18 protein-coding genes are annotated in these 18,319 nt (G+C 58.7%); 9 read left to right on the top strand and 9 right to left on the bottom strand.

The features are described from left to right. Window positions 1-306 precede the first annotated feature (306 nt). Window positions 307-1,431 (bottom strand): UDP-N-acetylglucosamine--N-acetylmuramyl-(pentapeptide) pyrophosphoryl-undecaprenol N-acetylglucosamine transferase, encoded by a 1,125-nt coding sequence (locus HQL76_00705; GenBank protein MBF0107681.1) that lies wholly within the window; start codon window positions 1,429-1,431, stop codon window positions 307-309. A gap of 133 nt (window positions 1,432-1,564) precedes the next feature. Between HQL76_00705 and HQL76_00700 the strand changes: the two genes are divergently transcribed. Next, entirely contained in the window at window positions 1,565-1,888 is a 324-nt protein-coding gene (locus HQL76_00700; GenBank protein ID MBF0107680.1) for a hypothetical protein, read from the top strand. A 72-nt stretch (window positions 1,889-1,960) separates the two neighbouring features. On the opposite strand, the gene HQL76_00695 is transcribed toward HQL76_00700, so the two are convergent. The 3 genes from HQL76_00695 to HQL76_00685 form a co-directional block, all read right to left on the bottom strand. Next, complete coding sequence (locus HQL76_00695; protein ID MBF0107679.1) at window positions 1,961-2,380, bottom strand: (deoxy)nucleoside triphosphate pyrophosphohydrolase; 420 nt, start codon at window positions 2,378-2,380, stop codon at window positions 1,961-1,963. 21 nt (window positions 2,381-2,401) lie between these two features. Next, window positions 2,402-2,863 carry a hypothetical protein gene (locus HQL76_00690; protein ID MBF0107678.1) on the bottom strand — a complete coding sequence of 154 codons (462 nt, stop codon included), beginning with the start codon at window positions 2,861-2,863 and terminating at the stop codon, window positions 2,402-2,404. A gap of 87 nt (window positions 2,864-2,950) precedes the next feature. Then, window positions 2,951-3,388: a hypothetical protein gene (locus tag HQL76_00685; protein MBF0107677.1), complete on the bottom strand. Its 438-nt coding sequence runs from the start codon at window positions 3,386-3,388 to the stop codon at window positions 2,951-2,953. A gap of 110 nt (window positions 3,389-3,498) precedes the next feature. On the opposite strand from HQL76_00685, the gene argJ reads away from it, so the two are divergent. The 3 genes from argJ to HQL76_00670 all read left to right on the top strand — a co-directional run bounded on the left by argJ (window position 3,499) and on the right by HQL76_00670 (window position 5,657). Continuing rightward, window positions 3,499-4,722 (top strand): bifunctional glutamate N-acetyltransferase/amino-acid acetyltransferase ArgJ, encoded by a 1,224-nt coding sequence (gene argJ / locus HQL76_00680; GenBank protein MBF0107676.1) that lies wholly within the window; start codon window positions 3,499-3,501, stop codon window positions 4,720-4,722. Window positions 4,723-4,739: 17 nt separating this feature from the next. Further along, the gene (gene yrfG, locus HQL76_00675) at window positions 4,740-5,399 is read left to right on the top strand and encodes a GMP/IMP nucleotidase (GenBank protein MBF0107675.1); all 660 of its coding nucleotides are present in this window, start codon (window positions 4,740-4,742) and stop codon (window positions 5,397-5,399) included. A 66-nt stretch (window positions 5,400-5,465) separates the two neighbouring features. Further along, window positions 5,466-5,657 (top strand): hypothetical protein, encoded by a 192-nt coding sequence (locus HQL76_00670; GenBank protein MBF0107674.1) that lies wholly within the window; start codon window positions 5,466-5,468, stop codon window positions 5,655-5,657. Between the two features lie 62 nt (window positions 5,658-5,719). On the opposite strand, the gene HQL76_00665 is transcribed toward HQL76_00670, so the two are convergent. Both HQL76_00665 and HQL76_00660 read right to left on the bottom strand, forming a co-directional pair. Continuing rightward, window positions 5,720-6,925, bottom strand: coding sequence for an MFS transporter (locus HQL76_00665; GenBank protein ID MBF0107673.1), 1,206 nt, complete (start codon window positions 6,923-6,925; stop codon window positions 5,720-5,722). Between the two features lie 17 nt (window positions 6,926-6,942). Further along, complete coding sequence (locus tag HQL76_00660) at window positions 6,943-7,488, bottom strand: hypothetical protein (protein MBF0107672.1); 546 nt, start codon at window positions 7,486-7,488, stop codon at window positions 6,943-6,945. 139 nt (window positions 7,489-7,627) lie between these two features. Here HQL76_00660 and HQL76_00655 point away from each other — a divergent pair, with 139 nt between their 5' ends. Continuing rightward, entirely contained in the window at window positions 7,628-8,608 is a 981-nt protein-coding gene (locus HQL76_00655) for a chromate resistance protein (protein MBF0107671.1), read from the top strand. 76 nt (window positions 8,609-8,684) lie between these two features. On the opposite strand, the gene HQL76_00650 is transcribed toward HQL76_00655, so the two are convergent. From HQL76_00650 to HQL76_00640, 3 genes are all read right to left on the bottom strand, one after another. Continuing rightward, window positions 8,685-9,461 carry a hypothetical protein gene (locus HQL76_00650; protein MBF0107670.1) on the bottom strand — a complete coding sequence of 259 codons (777 nt, stop codon included), beginning with the start codon at window positions 9,459-9,461 and terminating at the stop codon, window positions 8,685-8,687. 179 nt (window positions 9,462-9,640) lie between these two features. Continuing rightward, window positions 9,641-10,318, bottom strand: coding sequence for a hypothetical protein (locus HQL76_00645; protein MBF0107669.1), 678 nt, complete (start codon window positions 10,316-10,318; stop codon window positions 9,641-9,643). A 5-nt stretch (window positions 10,319-10,323) separates the two neighbouring features. Next, the gene (locus HQL76_00640; GenBank protein MBF0107668.1) at window positions 10,324-11,595 is read right to left on the bottom strand and encodes an ATP-binding protein; all 1,272 of its coding nucleotides are present in this window, start codon (window positions 11,593-11,595) and stop codon (window positions 10,324-10,326) included. 508 nt (window positions 11,596-12,103) lie between these two features. Between HQL76_00640 and HQL76_00635 the strand changes: the two genes are divergently transcribed. Genes HQL76_00635 through infB form a run of 4 tightly spaced genes read left to right on the top strand, consistent with a single transcriptional unit; the run spans window position 12,104 to window position 18,309 of the window. Next, a complete protein-coding gene (locus HQL76_00635; GenBank protein ID MBF0107667.1) occupies window positions 12,104-12,610 on the top strand; it encodes a ribosome maturation factor RimP in 507 nt (168 codons plus the stop codon). Between the two features lie 13 nt (window positions 12,611-12,623). Then, entirely contained in the window at window positions 12,624-14,174 is a 1,551-nt protein-coding gene (gene nusA, locus HQL76_00630) for a transcription termination/antitermination protein NusA (protein ID MBF0107666.1), read from the top strand. After that, window positions 14,122-14,892 carry a DUF448 domain-containing protein gene (locus HQL76_00625; GenBank protein MBF0107665.1) on the top strand — a complete coding sequence of 257 codons (771 nt, stop codon included), beginning with the start codon at window positions 14,122-14,124 and terminating at the stop codon, window positions 14,890-14,892. Before nusA ends, HQL76_00625 begins: the two co-directional genes overlap by 53 nt. 30 nt (window positions 14,893-14,922) lie before the next feature. Then, window positions 14,923-18,309 (top strand): translation initiation factor IF-2, encoded by a 3,387-nt coding sequence (infB, locus tag HQL76_00620; GenBank protein ID MBF0107664.1) that lies wholly within the window; start codon window positions 14,923-14,925, stop codon window positions 18,307-18,309. Window positions 18,310-18,319 lie beyond the last annotated feature (10 nt).

Genomic DNA, 18,319 nt, shown 5'->3' with positions numbered 1-18,319 from the left:
ATGAATATCTCCTCCCTGGAGCCGTCCAGCCAGCGTGTACCTTCCAAGACCCTGGCCACTGGCAGTCATCCACTGGATCTGCTGGTCGATGAAAACAGGATCGGGCGATCTGGAAACAAACCTTCTCTCCCAGAAAAAGATTTATGGGACCCATGGGATAAAAGAAACCTGCCCGGAAAATGATTGCCACCGTCGTTTTTTTGTCGCTTCTGGCCTTGTTGCCTGACGGGGCTTCGCCCCGGACCCTACCAGGGGCTTTGCCCCTGGACCCCACCAGGAGGATGATCCCCCTGGACCCGCAATAGTCTACCCGGCCAGTGCGCGACAATGGCGCCTCAAGGCATCCTCCATGATGGCCAACGCCTTGTGTCCCAAGGCATGGGTGCGCCCCTGAATCCCCATGGCGACCAACCGTCCCGGATCATCCAACAACGCCGTCAAACGATCCACCAAATGTTCCGGAGTCAAATCACGCTCCAGAATCACCTCGGCCCCTCCCAACGATTCCAGATACCGCGCATTGCCCTCCTGATGATTGTCGGTCACGTTGGGCGAGGGAATCAAAATCGCCGGCAGACCGGCACAAGAAAGTTCATTGACCGTGGCGGAACCACTCCGGCAAACCGCCAGATCGGCGGCGGCATAAAAACGCGCGATTTCGTTGATGTAGCCTTCCATGCGATAGCGCTCCCGCAACACGTCGCCGGGAAATTTTTGCGCCACCATCCGTTGCATCTCCTCCAGATACCCCTGGCCCGTCACATGAAGAAAAAACCAATCCTGCCGATGCGCCACCCGAACCAGAATTTCAAGAAGGACTTCATTGAGAAACCGCGCTCCGCCACTTCCTCCGATCACCAGACAGATTTTTCGATCGAGCGGCAAGCCCAACTCCCGACGCGATTCCATCCGGTCCAGGGAACCGATCTCCCGCCGCACCGGGCAACCGGTGACAACAGGAGGATGCCGCGAAACAGGAAGTTTCGTATCGGGAAACGCCGTCATCGGCAACGCCCCGGCGCGAATCAACAACCGGTTGGCCAGACCGCCATGGGTATTCTGTTCATGCACCGCCACCGGAATTCCCAAAAGACGGGCGACCAGACCGACAGGCAAACTGACATAGCCGCCAAAACCGACCACCAATACTGGACGCAAACGACGCAACAAAACGAAGGCGCCGATCAACGAGCGAAGAAAATGCCAGAGAAATCCCGGCAGCCGCGCCGGTCGCACCGTGAACGGAACCGCCACCAGAGGATGAAAGGCAATCCCTTCGGCAGGAATCACCCGTCCCTCGATCTTGTCGGGATGGCCAACATAGGCGACATCCAGACGGTCGCGAACATGCCGCGCCAGCGACAGGGCAGGATACAAATGCCCGCCAGTCCCACCACCCGTCAATACAATCTTCGGCCTGTCCAATTTCATGACACCCCCAAAGCGGTTCCCTCGCAGGCGATTCAACGACGTTCTTCAGTCATTCTCATGGTGTTTCCCGTACCCATTCATGCTATGCTGGGCAACATTGGATTGCGGTAACAGGGGAAACCTTATTCCAGAGGTGCCACGACATCAACCCGTCATGGTCGCCCAGGTCGATCGCAATCAATGCTCACGGACGATTTTCAATCGAGAGGGAGAGGAAAACATGCAGATCAACGTGCAGGTGGAAGTGTCACCCCAGGAGGCACGGGCCTTCCTTGGGCTGCCCGATGTACAACCGCTGCAAAATGAAGTGTTGGAAAAGATGAAACAACGCATGTTGACCAAAATGGATGAGTTCGAAAGCCTTTTCGATCCTGGCAAGGCGGTGGAAAGCTATTTCTCCCTTTATCCGCAATGGCTCGACGCTGTCAAGAAATTCGGGGTCTCCGGACAAAAGTAGCCGCGCGGCCCGTTCCCGATTTCAGTTGCGGGAACAGGTCGCATTGGACCGGTTCCCTCGATTTGTCCCGGATCACCCGGTTCCAGGACCGGTTTGGACAGACCAGCGCATGCGTTCCAACAGCGGCAGGTCGGCGGGGGGAAAGGGAAGCCCGATCAGCTCTTCCTGTGTCAACCAGGAAAACCGATGGACCTCGATGGGCTTCGGCGTACCGATAAATCGGGTGCAACGATAAACCGTCATCAATAAATGAAACTGTTCATAGGGGTGGGAAACGAAGGTCCACGGCTGGGGATCCAGGACCGTGATGTCCAGTTCCTCCCGAAGTTCCCGTACCAGGGCCTCCTCGGGGGTTTCATCCTCGCGTACTTTGCCTCCGGGAAACTCCCAATGCAATGGAAAGCTGTCTCCGGGACGACGCTGGCTGAACAAGGTTCGTCCAGCGTCGTCCTGAATCCAGGCGGCAACGACGAGGATCAAAGGGCGACGCACGGGAGACTCAAGGGCCGAAACTCACGAAAACAGTTTTCCCAACCAACTTTTTTTTGCCACCGCCGGGGCCTCGCAAACATTCTTTGTCCATCCCGGGACCGTCTCGGGTTCGATGCCACGGGAAAGGACCCACCAGGGGACGATCCCGCCACCGCCACCACAGCCACATCCGGCCCTGCGGGGATGAAACACCTTGATCACCTCGGGGTTTTCCCGCGACTGGACATACACCATCGTCGTCCAGACTCCTTTTTCCTCGCGCAATATTTCGTCGAGCAATCCTTCCAGATGGTCCCGTGCATGGTGTCCATCCACCAATTGCCAATGGTCGCCCGCCGCCGGTTCATGGAGATGCCACGGTCCCATCGCGGCAATTTCCATCGCCAGCGATCGGGCATCGTCGATTCGTACCAGGCCATCGAATGGACCGCTCATCCGTTCCCTGAATGTCCATGGTCTTCCCGTGGCGGTCTCTGGTGGCATCGTGGACAATCCTTGGGTATCCGGCAGGATCCATCGCCGGTCTGAAACGATCAAAACACCGGTATCACGTTCATTGTCACCAATTCCTCAGTGACATGCAATGCCTGTCCGCGAGGCCGGGGTCGTCGCAAGCGTGCCGGGAAGCAATGCCCAATACAACGGCTGCCTGGGTTCGGGAGGTTGTTTTTCCACCTCCCTGGCCAGGAGCATCCATTCCAGCATGCCTTCGTATTCTGGTTCCATGTCGCCCAGCCAGGCGCGACGGCTCATCTTTTTTTTGATGCTTTGTCCCATTGGAGTGCCCTTTTGCCACTGTCGATTATTTTTTGTCGGTCGCACGCAGGGAGCGCCGGGTTGTTCGATGATCGTGAACACGTTGATCGATCGTTGTTTTTTGATTTCGTCTCCGTCCTGCCTGTCATGCACATGCCTGGTTGGATTCAAGTAGCATGCCATTTTCCAGGCCATCCTGGCCACCATGCCTACCCCATGCGACACCCATTGCAGCCCGGTTTTTTCTTTCATAGAATCTGGCGTCCGATAATTCAGACGCCATGACAGTCTATCGATCCGTGACATGAATTTTTCAGGCCGGTTTCACCTAAAGTGATTTGCGTTCAGACAAAGGGCAGCCCATGACGATCCCAGCGAATCTCTCCGACAACGTGGCATGGAACATTTCGGGATTTCGTTTTGCCACCGCCGCCTGCGGCATCAAGACCGACAACCGGACCGATCTGCTTCTCGTGGCCATGGATCCCGACACCCGGGTTGCCGGTGTCTTCACCCAAAACCAGGTGGTTGCCGCTCCCGTGACCCTGTGTCGCGAGCGGCTGTCCCAGGGAACGGGAAGGGCGCTGATCGTCAACTCCGGCAATGCCAACGTCGCCAATGGTCCCCAGGGGATGGTGGCGGCGCAAAATCTGACCCAGGCCGTCGCCGGACACCTCCACATCCCGGAGGAGACCGTTTTCATCGCCGCCACCGGAGTCATCGGCGAACATTTTCCCGTGGAGCGCCCCATGGCGGCCCTGCCGGGTCTGGTCCAGGCCCTTGCCGCCGGTGAAACCGGCTGGGAAAAAGCGGCGCGGGCAATCATGACCACCGATGCCTATCCAAAACTGGCCGCCGAACGTTTTTTCATTGAGGATAAACCGGTCCATGTCCTGGGGATTGCCAAGGGGGCAGGGATGATCCACCCCAACATGGCCACCATGCTCTGTTTCCTCTTCACCGATGCCATCATCCCGGCGGACGTTCTTCAGACCCATCTTGCCCTTGCCGTCGATGAAACCTTCAACCGATCCATCGTCGATGGCGACACCTCCACCAACGATACCGTCTTGGCCTTCGCTTCGGGTCAGGGTGGGGTGGTTTGCGGTCCGGCCAATCCCGACGCCATGTCACGGTTTACCCGTGCCCTGGAAACAGTTTGCGGCCAGCTGGCAAGGAAGATTGTCGCCGATGGTGAAGGGGCCAGCAAATTCGTCACCATCGAGGTCACGGGAGCCATGACCCGCAAGGATGCCCGGACCATCGCCGCCACCGTTGCCAAGAGCCCCCTGGTCAAGACCGCCTTTGCCGGTTCCGATCCCAACTGGGGGCGGATCCTGGCTGCGGTCGGTTATGCCGGCGTGCCGCTTCGGGTCGAGCGGATCGACATGTTCCTGGACACGGTTCAGATCGTCTCCGGTGGCGTTCGTGCCCCGGGCTACCTGGAAAAAGACGGCGCCGCCGTCATGGCCCGGAAGGAAATCACCGTTCGCATCGATCTTGGTCTGGGAGACCACGCCGATGCCGTCTGGACCTGCGATCTGACCCACGACTACATTACCATCAATGCCGATTACCGGTCATGATCGCAGCCCCAAGGCCCATGCAACCCATTCCCTGGCAAACCATTTCCTCCGTCTTCCTGGATATGGACGGGACCCTCCTGGACCTGAACTTCGACAACGTTTTCTTTCGCGAAACCGTGCCCCAGGCCTATTCCGAAAAACATGCCCTTCCCATCGAACAGGCCCGCGCCGAAGTTTTGGCCCGATACCGCTCCTTCGAGGGAACCCTTGCCTGGTACGATCTCGACCATTGGTCACGTATGCTCGATCTGGACATTCCAGGGCTCAAGGAGCGCGTTTCCGACCTGATTGGCATCCATCCCCATGTTGTCCCCTTTCTCGACCGCCTCAAACAGAATGGACGTACCGTTTGCCTGGTCACCAATGCCCATCCCCACGCCATCGACCTGAAGTTCAAGAAAACGGGACTCGGTGCCTGGATCACCACCATTCATTGCAGCCATGCCATCGGTCATCCCAAGGAAACCCCCGAATTCTGGCATGCCCTGAAAGAATCATTCCCCTTCCATCCCGAAACCACGCTCCTGGCCGACGATATCGAAGCGGTCCTCGATGCTGCCAAAACCCAGGGGATCGCCTTTCCCATCCATGTCGCTGCCCCCAGTTCCCGATTGCCACCCCGGTTTTCGCACCGTTTTCCCTCGATCATCGATTTTCGTGAGATCATGCCCCCGTGACTTTGGCATGAAGATTGATTCACCTTAATGAAACCAATCGCCACCCGTATGGAAAGGAGAAAAACGATGTCTCTGGAACTTAACGAAATTCAAGAAAAAATCGACTTTCTCAAGAAAAACCCCAACGTTTTCGCCATTGTCCGCAGTCACAGCGGTGTCAGGGATTTGACCGATTTGCAGGCCCTCAACAGCAACGCCCTCAACCGTTTGAAACGGTATGTCGATTATTATTATGGGATTTTGACGTTTCCCAGTTGAGTGGTCCCGGGCATGGAATGGCCGGGACCGGTTCCGGCCTCTTCCCCCGATTTTTTCGCGATCTAAGGATTTGGGTTTTCTTTCACCATGAGGTGAAAAACCGGCAGGGACAGAAGCATGAGGAACGCCATGGCGGCAAAGGCGGTCTGGTAACCGAAGGCGCCGACCAGCAGTCCGCCGAGGATGGGACCCGAGGCGTGGCCCACATCGAACAAGGTTCCGAACACCCCCATGGCGGCGCCATAGTGTTGTTCCCGGCACAGGTCGGCGACCAACGCGGCGGTGGACGAGGTGACCAAGGCCTCACCCAGGCCAAAAAGAAGCGCCGGTCCCAGAAGCGCCATGAACCCTTCCTGCGTGGGAATCATGGCGATGGCGACCGCGCAGCAGACCATGCCCCACAGAATCAAGGATTTTCTGCCACGTCGATCGGAAATTCGTCCCATGAGCGGTTTGGCCAGCAACACCGTTCCCACCTGGCAACCCCACAACAAACCGGCCTGGAAGGGGGAGAGACCCGCGACCGTCACCGCATAGATGGGCAAGAATGCCTCCAATGCGCCCATGGCCAGATTTTGCAACCCTTCCATTCCCGAAGTGATCGCCACCCTGCGGTCCGCCACGACCTCGCGAATGCCATGGGCAAAGCGTAGCCATCGTTCCGACAGGCTTGCTTTCGGCACCTCCTCATGTTGCAACAGCCAGCGCAATCCCATGAGCAGAGACATCACCCCGGTCACGCCACAGAGTCCATAGATCAAATCGAATGTCCCGGTGGAATGGGAGGCGGTCTCGGGGGGATACAGGGAAAGCAACAAACCGCCGACCGGCGCACCGAGGAGGGTACCGACAATGCCCACGGAGGAAAACCAGGAAAGCCATTCCCCCTTTTTCGATCCAGCAATATCCGCCACGACCGCCATGGCCACCGGTCCATAGATTGCTGTCGCCAATCCATGCAGAAACCGGATGACGACCAATTGTTCATAGTCCTCGATGAACAGATAGGCGAACGGCATGATGGCAAAGATGCACAGGCCTGCCAGCATGGTCCGGCGCCTGCCGATGACATCGGACAGCGCCCCTGCCGGCAGTTTGAAGAAAATCCCGGTCACGGTGGATATGCCCACTGCCAGTCCCACCGCCTCCGGTCCCGCCCCCAGAAACACGGCAAACAGCGGCAGGACCGGATTTCGGGCCAGGGCATAGGAAAACCGGGCCAGGAAACTGACCGAACACAACGATCCAAATATCAGTTGAACACTCATGGCGCTTGTCCTTCCGATCAATGTTTCGCCCGGTCGAAAAATGGGTTCTTCCCGAAAACTCCGATGGGAATTCCCATGACCACCGCGGCATCGATCAATCCCATCGCCCGGGCCGCCGCTCCGACACGTTGCTGGACCCGGTTGTCGATGTTGAGCAATCCCGCCGTCTTGGCGGCGGAAGCCAGGGCAACACCGATATCCATCATTCGCATGACGCAATGGGGGCCAGAGTAACCCATTTTTTTCACTTGTTCCGTGCGCTGCCTGGTAAATTCGGCACAGGTCGGAAAACCACAGCCGCCACAATCGTATCCCGCCGTGACGAACCGCCTGAGACCCACCAGCACCACCGCGTGACAAACGGCAATGTTGGCTGCGTCCCTGGACCAGAAGGCCTCGTTGGTACTCTCGGGGGCATGGGCCGACATTCTTTCGGACAGGCTTTTCAGGGTGGTCTCATCATCCACCACGACAATCTCCAGAAAATCTTTTCCTCCAGCCTTGGGGGCGGTCCGCATGGATGCGGCCATCAACTGGGCGGCCATCAACGATGCCTGTTTCATGGTATGGTTTCCCTTTCCAAAATTGAAAATGGCGGACATGCTTCATCCGCAAGCAAAAGCGAACGGTTGCACACTATGTAGCAATTGCTTTATATACTACCATGATTACGATTGCAATTGATATAAAAAAGGACCCTGCATGAATCCCCTTCGTTGGAGCCTGCTGATTCACAACATTCCGCCAAAGCCCGCCTACCTGCGCAACAAGGTGGCCAATCGTCTTTCGTCCCTGGGGGCGGTGGCGTTGAAGAATTCAGTCTACCTGCTTCCGGCCTCTCCAGAGGGACATGAAGGGTTCGTGTGGTTGGCCCAGGAAATCGAATCGGGAGGAGGACGGGCGTTTGTCGGGGAGGTGGTTTTTCCCGGGATCGGGATCGAAGAAGAAATCAAGGGAAGTTTCCAGACGGCACGCAATCTGGAGTACACTCCCCTGATCCGGGAAGCGAAACGACTCCTGGAGATGGTGACCGACGTTGGAAACAGTGGTCTGTCCACCAATGAATGCACGACAAACTGGCGGCGGGAAATCGAGGCGATTCGGAAACGGGCGCTCAAGATTCGGCGGATCGATTTTTTTGATGCCCCTGAAGGGGCGTCCCTGAAAGAACAACTGATCGCCGTGGAATCAAAATTGAACCGTTTGGAAAATCCAGCCGACGAAGATCAGGAACCGGCACTGCGTGACAAGAAGCACTATCATCGCAAGACCTGGGTGACCCGGTCCGGGGTTTACGTGGATCGCATCGCTTCGGCCTGGTTGATCCGCAGGTTCATCGATCCGGAGGCCGTCTTTCGTTTTGTCGCCGATCGGGAGGATCACCCCAGGGAGGGAGAAATTTGTTTCGATATGCCTGGAGGAGAATTCACCCATGAAGGAGAAGCATGTACCTTCGAGGTATTGGTCCGGCATTTTGACGTGTCTTGGCCAGCGATGAAGGCACTGGCAGGCATCGTTCACGACCTGGATCTGGGTGGAGGTTGTTTCCAGCATGAAGAGTCACCAGGGATTGCGACAGTTCTTTCGGGAATCGTCGCATCGACAACGGATGACGCGGAACGGCTCCAGCGCGGAGGACACGTCATGGAAAATCTTTTTCACGGATTATCGACAAAGGCCTGATGGCTTTTTCGGTAAGAAATAAGGATTGCCCCCATGATTTTTATTTTTGACTGTGTTCGTGTACGCGCCTCCTGATTCATGAAACCGACTGATGTTCGCGGGCATAGTTGAAGACGACCAGATCGGCGACCTTGCGTGGTGTCGTCGTGTTGGAAAGGGCCGAGGCGAGTTTGCTGTTCAACGCATCGACGACATCCTCCGGTTCGTCGAGGACCAGGCTTGCATCGATCCACTGCGGATTTTCCTCGGGCATGCCGCGGTAGTTGATGGTCTTGACCTCCTTGCGTTCCTTTTCAAGAATGCGCAGGGCCAATCCCTGGAGACGTTCGACCTGATCATCGGAGATGCCGAATTTCTGCAACAGGGCGCCGCTTCTGGCGATGGTTTCGGCCTCTTCGAAGGGCCGGTCGGGGTTGAGTTCGCTCCAGCACTGGATCCACTTGACCCCTTCCTGGATCCGTCCCGCCGCCAGTGACGAGACGATCAGTTCCGCCAGAACGTCGAGGTCCTCGGGGTTGTCCTGGTAGAGAAGTTCGTACTGGTTGCGCGCCTCGGAAAAAAATCCAAGGCGGGCCAGGCACGAACCGAATCCATGGCGCACGTCGAAATCGTTACCCGAATGCGCCAGGGCATTCCTGAAACTGGCACGCATCCTTTCCGGATCGTCCATGAGGGTCGCCAGCAACCCCAATAGATAGAAGGCGCGTGTCGGTTCCTTCCGACGGTACTCCTTGACGATCCGTTCCAGTCGTTTCAACTCGAACTCGAAACGCGCGACCGGAATCGGAGAGGCCCAGATTCCCTGTACGCGGGCCAGAACCTGATCCAGAATTTGTTCCGTGGTGTCGGACATGGTCTTGTTCCTGATGCGGTAACTTTTTTATTTGGTAAACACTACCTCTATTCAATTTATCGGAATCGTTTGAATGGATCTTAACAAAAAAATGCGGTCGGGGCGAAAAAAAACGCGATTTTCGCAAGGATGATTTTCCGGACCGGTTGCAAAGGGAACGAAGGGGGTTTTCTGGAGCGTCAATGTTTTTCGGGAATTCGTTGCCCCAGACGTATCAGACAGGCCATCAGTTCATGGACTTCCGTGAAGGGGAGACATTCATCGGTTGGATGGTGCGCCCGATTCCGGGCGAGAAATCGCGCCCGGTCCATGGCGGTATCGAGTGTTCGGGGGACGGCGACCGGATCGGAAAAAATCACGGTCGGGGAATCGGGAGGGATTTCGGAATGGAGTCTTTCGATCCAGTTTCCAATGAGGGAAGGGTCTTCGGGCGGCGCGGAAAAGGAATAATGCAGGGCGATCCACAGGGAAAAACCGGGACGGGAAAAGAGGACCCGGAGTGAAACGTTGCCCGGAAGGTCGTGATGGCGGACAAGATCACGCAGTGCCCGGACCTCCGCGGTTCGGGTCGTCGGGCCCAGGGGGAGTTCGACAAGCCCGAAGATGCGGCGCAAAGGTCCAAGGCGTCGATGATGAAGACGGACCTCGGCCATGAACGCCTCGGGTGAGGGAAAGGGGGGGATCTGGGCCAAGGCGATCCGACGCGACAGGCCAAGGTGTTTCGACATGGCATCGAGGTAGGGGATGGCGGCGGCGGGGGCCAGGAGCAGCATGCCGTCGCGGACGCCATGTACTCCCTTGATGCGTTCCAGGGAGGACGGCGTTCGCTCCCGGGGTCCTGAAGGTCGCCTGTCCAAGGGCGTCACCACCCGTCGAACCGCTTGAGAATGGGAAGGGCGCCGAAATGGCCATCGAGATAACGCCGTTGCAACGGTTCTCCGCGGACCGGATCGAAATCGGAAATCGGATAGAGTTCACTGCAACGGTCGCCCGTCTTTTCGATCATCCAGTATTGATCACGGCGGAAGAGGTCATTGTCCAGAAGGGCGATGTCGTGGGTGGTGGAAACCAGTTGCGCCTGGGTGCGGTTGACCTTGGGGTCGTGCAGCAGTTCGAAAAGAAAACGGACCAGATTGTGGTGCAGGTTGGAATCCATTTCATCCAGGAACAGGACGTGTCCCTGGCGCAGAAGATTGATCAAAGGCCAGGCCAGGGCGAAAAATTTCTGGGTTCCCCGGGATTCCGCCTCCCAGGGCAGGACCACCGGTTCGCCGGTGTCGGAAGTGGAACGTTCAAGGCGGACCTCGGTGACGATCTGGCTGGACATTTCCCTTTTCAGGGCGGTTCGCACCCCATCGGGCAGGTCGTCCATTCCCAGATCACCCAGATTGCGGGTTTCCAGACGGATCCCCTCGATGTCCAGATCGGCCTGATTGAGAAATTTCATCACTTCAAGCCGTCCCTGGGGATCCTGGCACAGGGTGGCGGTGAATTCGCGGCTGATCTCGGCATGCGGACGAAAAATGCGCAGCCGCTTGTCGAACCAGTCGAATACCGGTTTCAAGGGGGCGCTGTTGAGTTGGATGGCGGTGGAGAGGAACAGTGCGTTGGCCCGGGTTGCATCCTTCCAGATTTCCCGGTTGCCGGGGAGAAATTTTTTGTGAAGATTCCAGGTTTCCCTTCCGGTGTCGGGATCGTAGTACCGTTCAAACCATCGTTGCGCCCGTCCCTTGGGATAGGCCAGAAGCCATTCATGGTTGACCCGGCGCGGCGTCACCCCGAAACCGTATTGATAGCGGGTGTCGTCGATGATGAAGATCATCTCGAACAGACTGGGTTCCTGGGAATTGCGGCTGTTGAGGAGAAAGGGCTGTACATCGATGGGATCGCCCTCCTGTCCCTTGACGGAGTTGAGGATGAAATCCCACATGAACATCGCCGCATTGATCAGGTTGCTCTTGCCCGAGGCGTTGGCGCCGTAGATCAGATTGGCCACGAGCAGGTTGGGAACCCCCGTGACTCCGGAAGAAAAATGATGCCCCGGCAATTCCCGATATTGGGAGCTGGCGACCATGCTCAGGGTCTGACGTTCGCAGAAGGAAAGATAATTGGCGACGCTGAATTCAATCAACATGCGATCCGGCCACTCCGTGCGTCAGGGTTTTTCGGGTGTTGCAGGACCTTTACCGGGATGTTCTTGCCGGTGCCGGGGTCTGGCCTGCTGAACGATTATGTGTTTATATCCGCAACGGGATTCGCTTGACAAGCGCGATGAGTTTCAATCGCCCGACGATGAACCATCGTGACCGCCATGGGATGGTGGGAATTTTCCTTGCATTGGTGATGATTTTCCATAAAATGGCAGTAAGCGGTGTCGGTTGGAAATCGCCGTCGTGGAGGCGCCGTCGGCGTTGATGCAACGACGGATGGGTCGTCTGTCATCCGGTCCGGTCCATGGTTCATATCCGGTTTGGTTTCAGTCGTCGCGTTACCTTCACCCGCGGGCTTGGTCCGATGGCAGTTCCAGCCCGCGACGACAGGATTCCCTGGCACGTTGGGAAGTCGGCTCGGCCGGCTTTTTTTTTACCCGCGCCGCATGATGCCTCCGGTGACCTTGACACAAAGAAGGACAGGTTCGGTCCGTGTCCAATCTCTTGGAAGAATTGACTTCGCTGTCTCGCCAGGCGGCCCGTGCCGCCGGTTGCGAACTGGTCGATCTGCACTATGTCAAGGATGGCCGGTCCTGGTTTCTTCGACTGTTCATCGAACGGCTGGGTGGTGCCTCGCCGACCATCGAGGATTGTGCCCGGGTCAGTGACCATGTCGAGGGGTTGTTGGATGTGCGTGATCCGCTTCCCCATGCCTACCGCCTGGAGGTTTCGTCGCCGGGTCTGGAACGTCCCCTGAAAACGAGGGAGGATTTCATCCGTTTCCAGGGAAGGGCGGTCCGTCTGACGACCCTGCTTCCCCTGGCCGTGGGTGGGGATGATGGCGCTGCCAGGCAGCGTCATTTCAAGGGGGTGATCCAGGAGGTGGTGGAACAGGAGGTCGTTCTGACGGTTCGGGAGGGGGAACGGCTGGCGATACCGTTGGCGGCGATTGGCAAGGCCAATCTGGAATTGGAAATCAAAACATCCGGTCAAAAATAATGGAAATCCTTTCATGAGTGTGGAGATTCTTCAATACGCGGAACAACTTGCCCGAGAACGGGGGATCCGGCGCGAGGTTGTGATCGAGGCCATGGAGGTGGCCATCGAAACGGCGTCACGCAAAAAATATGGGGCGCACAAGAACATCAAGGCCAGCTTCGACAACAAGGCGGGGGTCTTTCGCATCAACCAGCTGCGCGAGGTGGTCGAATCCGAGGACGCGGAAAACTTCGAGGGGGAAGATACCCACATCACCCTGATCGACGCCATCGTCCTCAATCCCGAGGCCAAACCGGGCGATTTCATCGCCGAGGAACTGCCGCCCATCGAATTCGGACGCATCGCCGCCCAGACCGCCAAACAGGTCATCGTCCAGAAGGTCCGCGAGGCGGAACGGGCCAGTATTTTCAAGGAATACATCGATCGCAAGGGGCAACTGGTCAACGGGGTGGTCAAACGGGTCGAACGCAACAACATTTACGTCGATCTTGGCCGGGCTTCGGCCTTTCTGCCCCACGAGCACCAGCTGCCGCGGGAACACTACCGCCAGGGCGACCGGATCCGCGCCTACATCCATGAAATAAGGGATGTGACCCGCGGACCTCAGATCATCCTGTCCCGGACCGACCCGATGATGGTGATGCGGTTGTTCGAAATGGAGGTCCCGGAAATCTATGACGGCGTCGTCGAAATCCGGGCCGTGGCGCGGGATCCGGGCTATCGCAGCAAGATCGCCGTCCGTTCCAACGATCCCCATGTCGATCCGGTGGGGGCTTGCGTCGGTATTCGCGGCTCGCGGGTGCAGGGGGTCGTGACCGAACTTCAGGGGGAACGCATCGACATCATCGAATGGTCGTCCGATCCGGCGGTCTTCGTATGCAACGCCCTGGCCCCCGCCGAGGTCGCCAAGGTGGTCGTGGACGAGGAAGATCGCAACATACGGGTGGTGGTGGCCAACGACCAGCTTTCCCTGGCCATCGGGCGCCGCGGCCAGAATGTGCGCCTTGCCTCCGATCTGACCGGTTGGCGGATCGACATCATCACCGAAGCGGAGGAATCGGCCAGTCGCGTCGAGGAGTTCCAGGCACTGACCCGTGAGTTCATGGAAAAACTCGATCTTGACGAAGAGGTCGCAGGCTCCCTGGTTCAGGAAGGTTTCACTTCGCTGGAGGAGGTCGCCTACATTCCACTGGAGGAGTTGGGATCCATCGATGGCTTCGACGAGGAGATCGCCCAGGAATTGCGCAATCGCGCCCGGGACCATCTGCTGCAAAGCGCCCTGGAAACGGAGGAGCGCAAGGCGGAGTTGAAGGTCGATCCCCGTCTGGTGTGTTTGCCGGGGCTGAGCGATGCCATGTCCATCGCCCTGGCGGAAAAGGGGATCGGCAATCTGGAGGACCTGGCCGATCTTTCAACCGACGAACTGCTCGAAGCGACGGGCGATCTGTTGGATACGACGTCAGCCGAAGCGCTCATTCTCGAAGCCAGGAAACAGGCGGGTTGGTTTGAAAATGAAGGATCGGAGGCAACGGAGTCGGAAGGAAAACAGCCTGAACAACCTTGAAGGGCGGACGGGTGAAGCGCCGGTTGCGGCGCAACCGGAGGTTGCGGTCGAAAACGACCGGGGGGGGCCGATGCGCAGCTGCGCCATCGTCCGGAAGCGGCTTCCCCGGGGGTATTTGTTGCGTTTTGTCCGCTCGCCCGAGGGGGCGTTGGTGGAGGATCTGGCGGATCGGCTTCCGGGACGCGGAATCCATGTGGTGCCGACGGTCGATGCCATCACCCGCCTGTTGCGGAAGAATGGTGGCGGCGTGGATGTGGAACGGGTGGTTGCGCGTTGCGGCGCCGGTTTGACGCGCCGGTTTCTGGAAGGGATGGGGCTGGCACGGCGGGCCGGGGCGGTCCGGCGCGGGCTGCGCGAGGTGGAGGGGTGGTTTTTGGCGGGAGAGCGACCGTTGTTGATTCTGGCCGCCGATATCGCCGACAATTCCCGACAGAAGTTCGCCGGTCTCGTTGACCGGCATGGGGTGAAGGAATGGCTGGAACTTCTGGACGGGGAGCGCCTTGGCGCCGCTTGCGGCTGGTCGCGGACGACGATCCTCGCGGTCAACGATCAGGGTCTGGCGCAACGGTTGCGGCTGGATGCGTCGCGATGGCGGGCGTTTCATGTCGGAGAGGGGCTGTCCGCCGGTGTCGCGGATGGGGCGGGGACGGTGTCCCCAAGGTTCAAAGCCCGTGGGGATTCAAGTTTGGCCGGATCCATTGTGGGGCAGGGTTGTTAAAAGTCATTCAAACCGGTGGAGATTGATCTTTTGAGTGAGTCCAAGAAGATCGAGGATGAAGGCAAACTGCGTCTCAAGGCGCCACGTCGCATCGTGCTCAGGAAAACCGTCGAAGGCGGTTCGATCAAGCAGAACTTTTCCCACGGGAGAAGCAAGAGTGTCGTGGTCGAAGTTCGACGCAAGAAGACATTTGTAAAGGCCGGTGACCTTCAGGATGGATCGGAGGCCATGGATCCGGTGCAAGCCCAGGTGTCCGCGGACAAGGGAGGAGAGGCATCCAGGGAATCGCCTTCTTCCGAGACCCAGAACCGCGCCAGGCATCAGGTCTTGACGCCACTGACGCCGGAGGAACGCAAACGCCTCAAGGAGGAACGGCAGGGGAGCGTGGTGGAAACCGCCGAGGCCCTGTTTTCGCCCCCCTCTGGCGTCGAAGAGGAGACCGGCGCGTCGATCGAGGAGGTTCGGGATCATCAATTGACGCAGCCTTCGGTTGCCGGCGGGGTTGGCGAGGATCATCGGGTTGACGGTGTCGCCGCCGCGACTTCCGCGGAAGGGACGCCTGATTCGGCAGGAGAAGGGGTGGTTGCCGTCATGGCGCAAGCCCCATTGGCGCCGGAGGCGAATGTCACGGAGGATGCTCCATCTGTCGTCGCTTTGGTCGATGCCGCGCCGTCGGTTCCTGTGCCGGTTTCTGCGCCGGTTCCTGCGCCGGTTCCTGCGCCGGTCCAGGTGATTCCTGGCGCGATTTCCGAAGGTCCTGAAGTGGCTGTCCATGTTCGAACCGGGGATGAAGGTGGGGCGCGGCAGGAATCGGTACCGGTGGACGCTCCGCCGGAGCAGGCGGTTGCTTCGGGGGTCCCGGAGGCGGTGGTTGCCTCGGGGGAAAGGGAGACGGGATCCAGAAAGCCATCGGTGGAACCGTCGGCCAGGCGGGATCATCCTCCGTCGGCCCGGGTGAAAGCCACGCGCGAAGGGCCGTCTGGTTCACGGGAAAAATCTTCCCGGCAACGGGAAGGGGCGGCGCCGTCCCGGGAGAGGCCTGCTGCCGGGGCGCCGGTGTCGCGACCGGTCGGGACGCCGGTGTCGCGACCGGTGGTGTCGTTGACCCTTGGGTTTACGATGCCGCCTGCCAGGGGGGGAAACCTGGAGGAAATGCGTGAGGTCGTGTCATCCCGTCCGGCGAAAGGTCGCGGGAGCGACGGGTCGGAACAGGGAGAAGGCGGTGTCGCATCGCGCGCCGGGTCGGAGTCGGAGGTACCGGTGGGGATGGCGGCGGCGATGGACGGGGAGGCGAGGAGTCCGGACGACGATGTGGACAAGTTTGGCGCCAAGAAAAAGTTGACCCGGGCGCAGAAGGAGGATGTCGCTCGCAAGAAGACCGAAGCCCTGGTGACCAAAAGGTTGTCGCAGCTGGACGAATTGCGTGAGCAGAAACGGTTGTTGGAGGAACGGCGCAAGATCGAGTCCGAGGAAGGGCAGGGGCGCAAGACCCTGAAGACCAAGGTCAAGCGCAAGGGACGCAAGTCGGTCGATCCCGAGGCGGAAAAGGCCCTGAGTCCGCGCAAGGGGCGCCAGGGGCGCGGCAGGGGTGGAAGAGGGGGACGCGAAGAGGTCGTTCAGGGTGCCCAGGCGGCGCCGGTGGGACCGGTGGTGCGGGATGTGGTCATTCCCGAAACCATCACCGTGGCGGAACTGGCCAGCCGCATGGCGGTGAAAGCCTCCGAGGTGGTCAAACTTCTCTTCGATCAGGGAATGATGGTGACCATCAATCAGGTCCTCGATCAGGACACGGCGGTGTTGGTGGTGGAGGAGTTGGGGCACCGACCCAAGACGGTGTCGGAGGAGGCGGACATCGTTGCCGAATTGACCGAGGCGGTCGATACCGAGGAACAGAAGACCGAACGTCCGCCGGTGGTGACGATCATGGGGCATGTCGATCACGGCAAGACCTCTCTTCTGGATGCCATTCGCAAGACCGATGTCGCGTCGCGGGAATATGGCGGCATCACCCAACACATCGGTGCCTATCAAGTGACGTTGAAAAACGGCAGTTCGATCACCTTCATCGACACCCCGGGCCATGCCGCTTTTACCGCGATGCGTTCGCGTGGGGCGAAGGTGACCGACATCGTGGTGTTGGTGGTGGCGGCGGATGACGGGGTCATGCCGCAGACGGTGGAGGCGATCAATCATGCCAAGGATGCCCGGGTTCCGATCATCGTGGCGGTCAACAAGATCGACAAGGTCGGGGCCAATCCCGATCGGGTCAAGCAACAATTGACCGAGTACGAGCTGGTCGCGGAAGATTGGGGCGGACAGACGATTTTCGTCAATGTGTCGGCGGTGGACGGGACGGGGATCGAGAGTCTGGAGGAGATGATCCTGCTTCAGGCGGAGGTATTGAGTCTCAAGACGAATCCCGACAAGAACGCCCGCGGGACCATTGTCGAGGCCAAGCTCGACAAGGGACGCGGCGCGGTGGCGACCTGTCTGGTCCAGAGCGGAACATTGTCGGAAGGGGACATTTTTGTCGTCGGGCAGCAATGGGGCAAGGTGCGCACGCTGATCAACGACCGCGGCAAATCGATTCAAAAGGCGGGGCCGTCGGTACCGGTGGAGATCATCGGTCTGTCGGGGGTTCCGGAGGCGGGAGACGAACTGGTGACGGTCCAGGATGAAAAACGGGCCAAGGACATCGCCTCATTCCGTCAGATCAAGCTCAAGGAACAGGAACATTTGCGCACGGCCCAGCCGACGCAGCTCGACGACCTCTTCAATCAGATCCAGAAGGGGGAACTCGACGAGATCAAGGTGGTGGTCAAGGGAGATGTGCGCGGTTCGGTGGAGGCGGTCGCCGAGTCGCTGATGAAGATCGAACATCCCGAGATCCGGTTGAACGTGATTCATACCGGGGTTGGAGGTATCAACGAATCGGATGTGATGCTGGCGATGGCCTCCGACGCGGTCATCCTTGGATTCAATGTGCGCGCCGATGCCAAGGCCAGGGAAATGGCCAAGCGGGAGAAGATCGATCTTCGCTTCTACACCGTCATCTACAATCTTCTCGAAGACATGACCCGGGCCATGGAAGGGCGTCTGGCGCCGACCCAGCGCGAAGTCTTCTTGGGCAGCGCCGCCATTCGCGAAGTCTTCCGTATTTCGAAGGTGGGCAATGTGGCGGGGTGTGTCGTGACCCAGGGGGTGATCCCCTCGAAGGCGCGTGTCCGGGTGTTGCGGGACAGTGTCATCATTCACGATGGCAAGCTGTTGGCCCTGAAGCGTTTCAAGGATGATACCAAGGAGGTGCGGGAAGGGCAGGATTGTGGAATGAGTATCGAAAAGTTCAATGATTTCAAATCGGGAGACATCATTGAAGCGTTCATGGTCGAAGAAATTCGCCAGACCATCGCGGTCTGATTTTTATCCG

The sequence above is a fragment of the Magnetococcales bacterium genome (assembly GCA_015228815.1).
GTDB lineage: Bacteria > Pseudomonadota > Magnetococcia > Magnetococcales > UBA8363 > UBA8363.
This window is presented reverse-complemented; position numbering and strand designations above follow the sequence as displayed.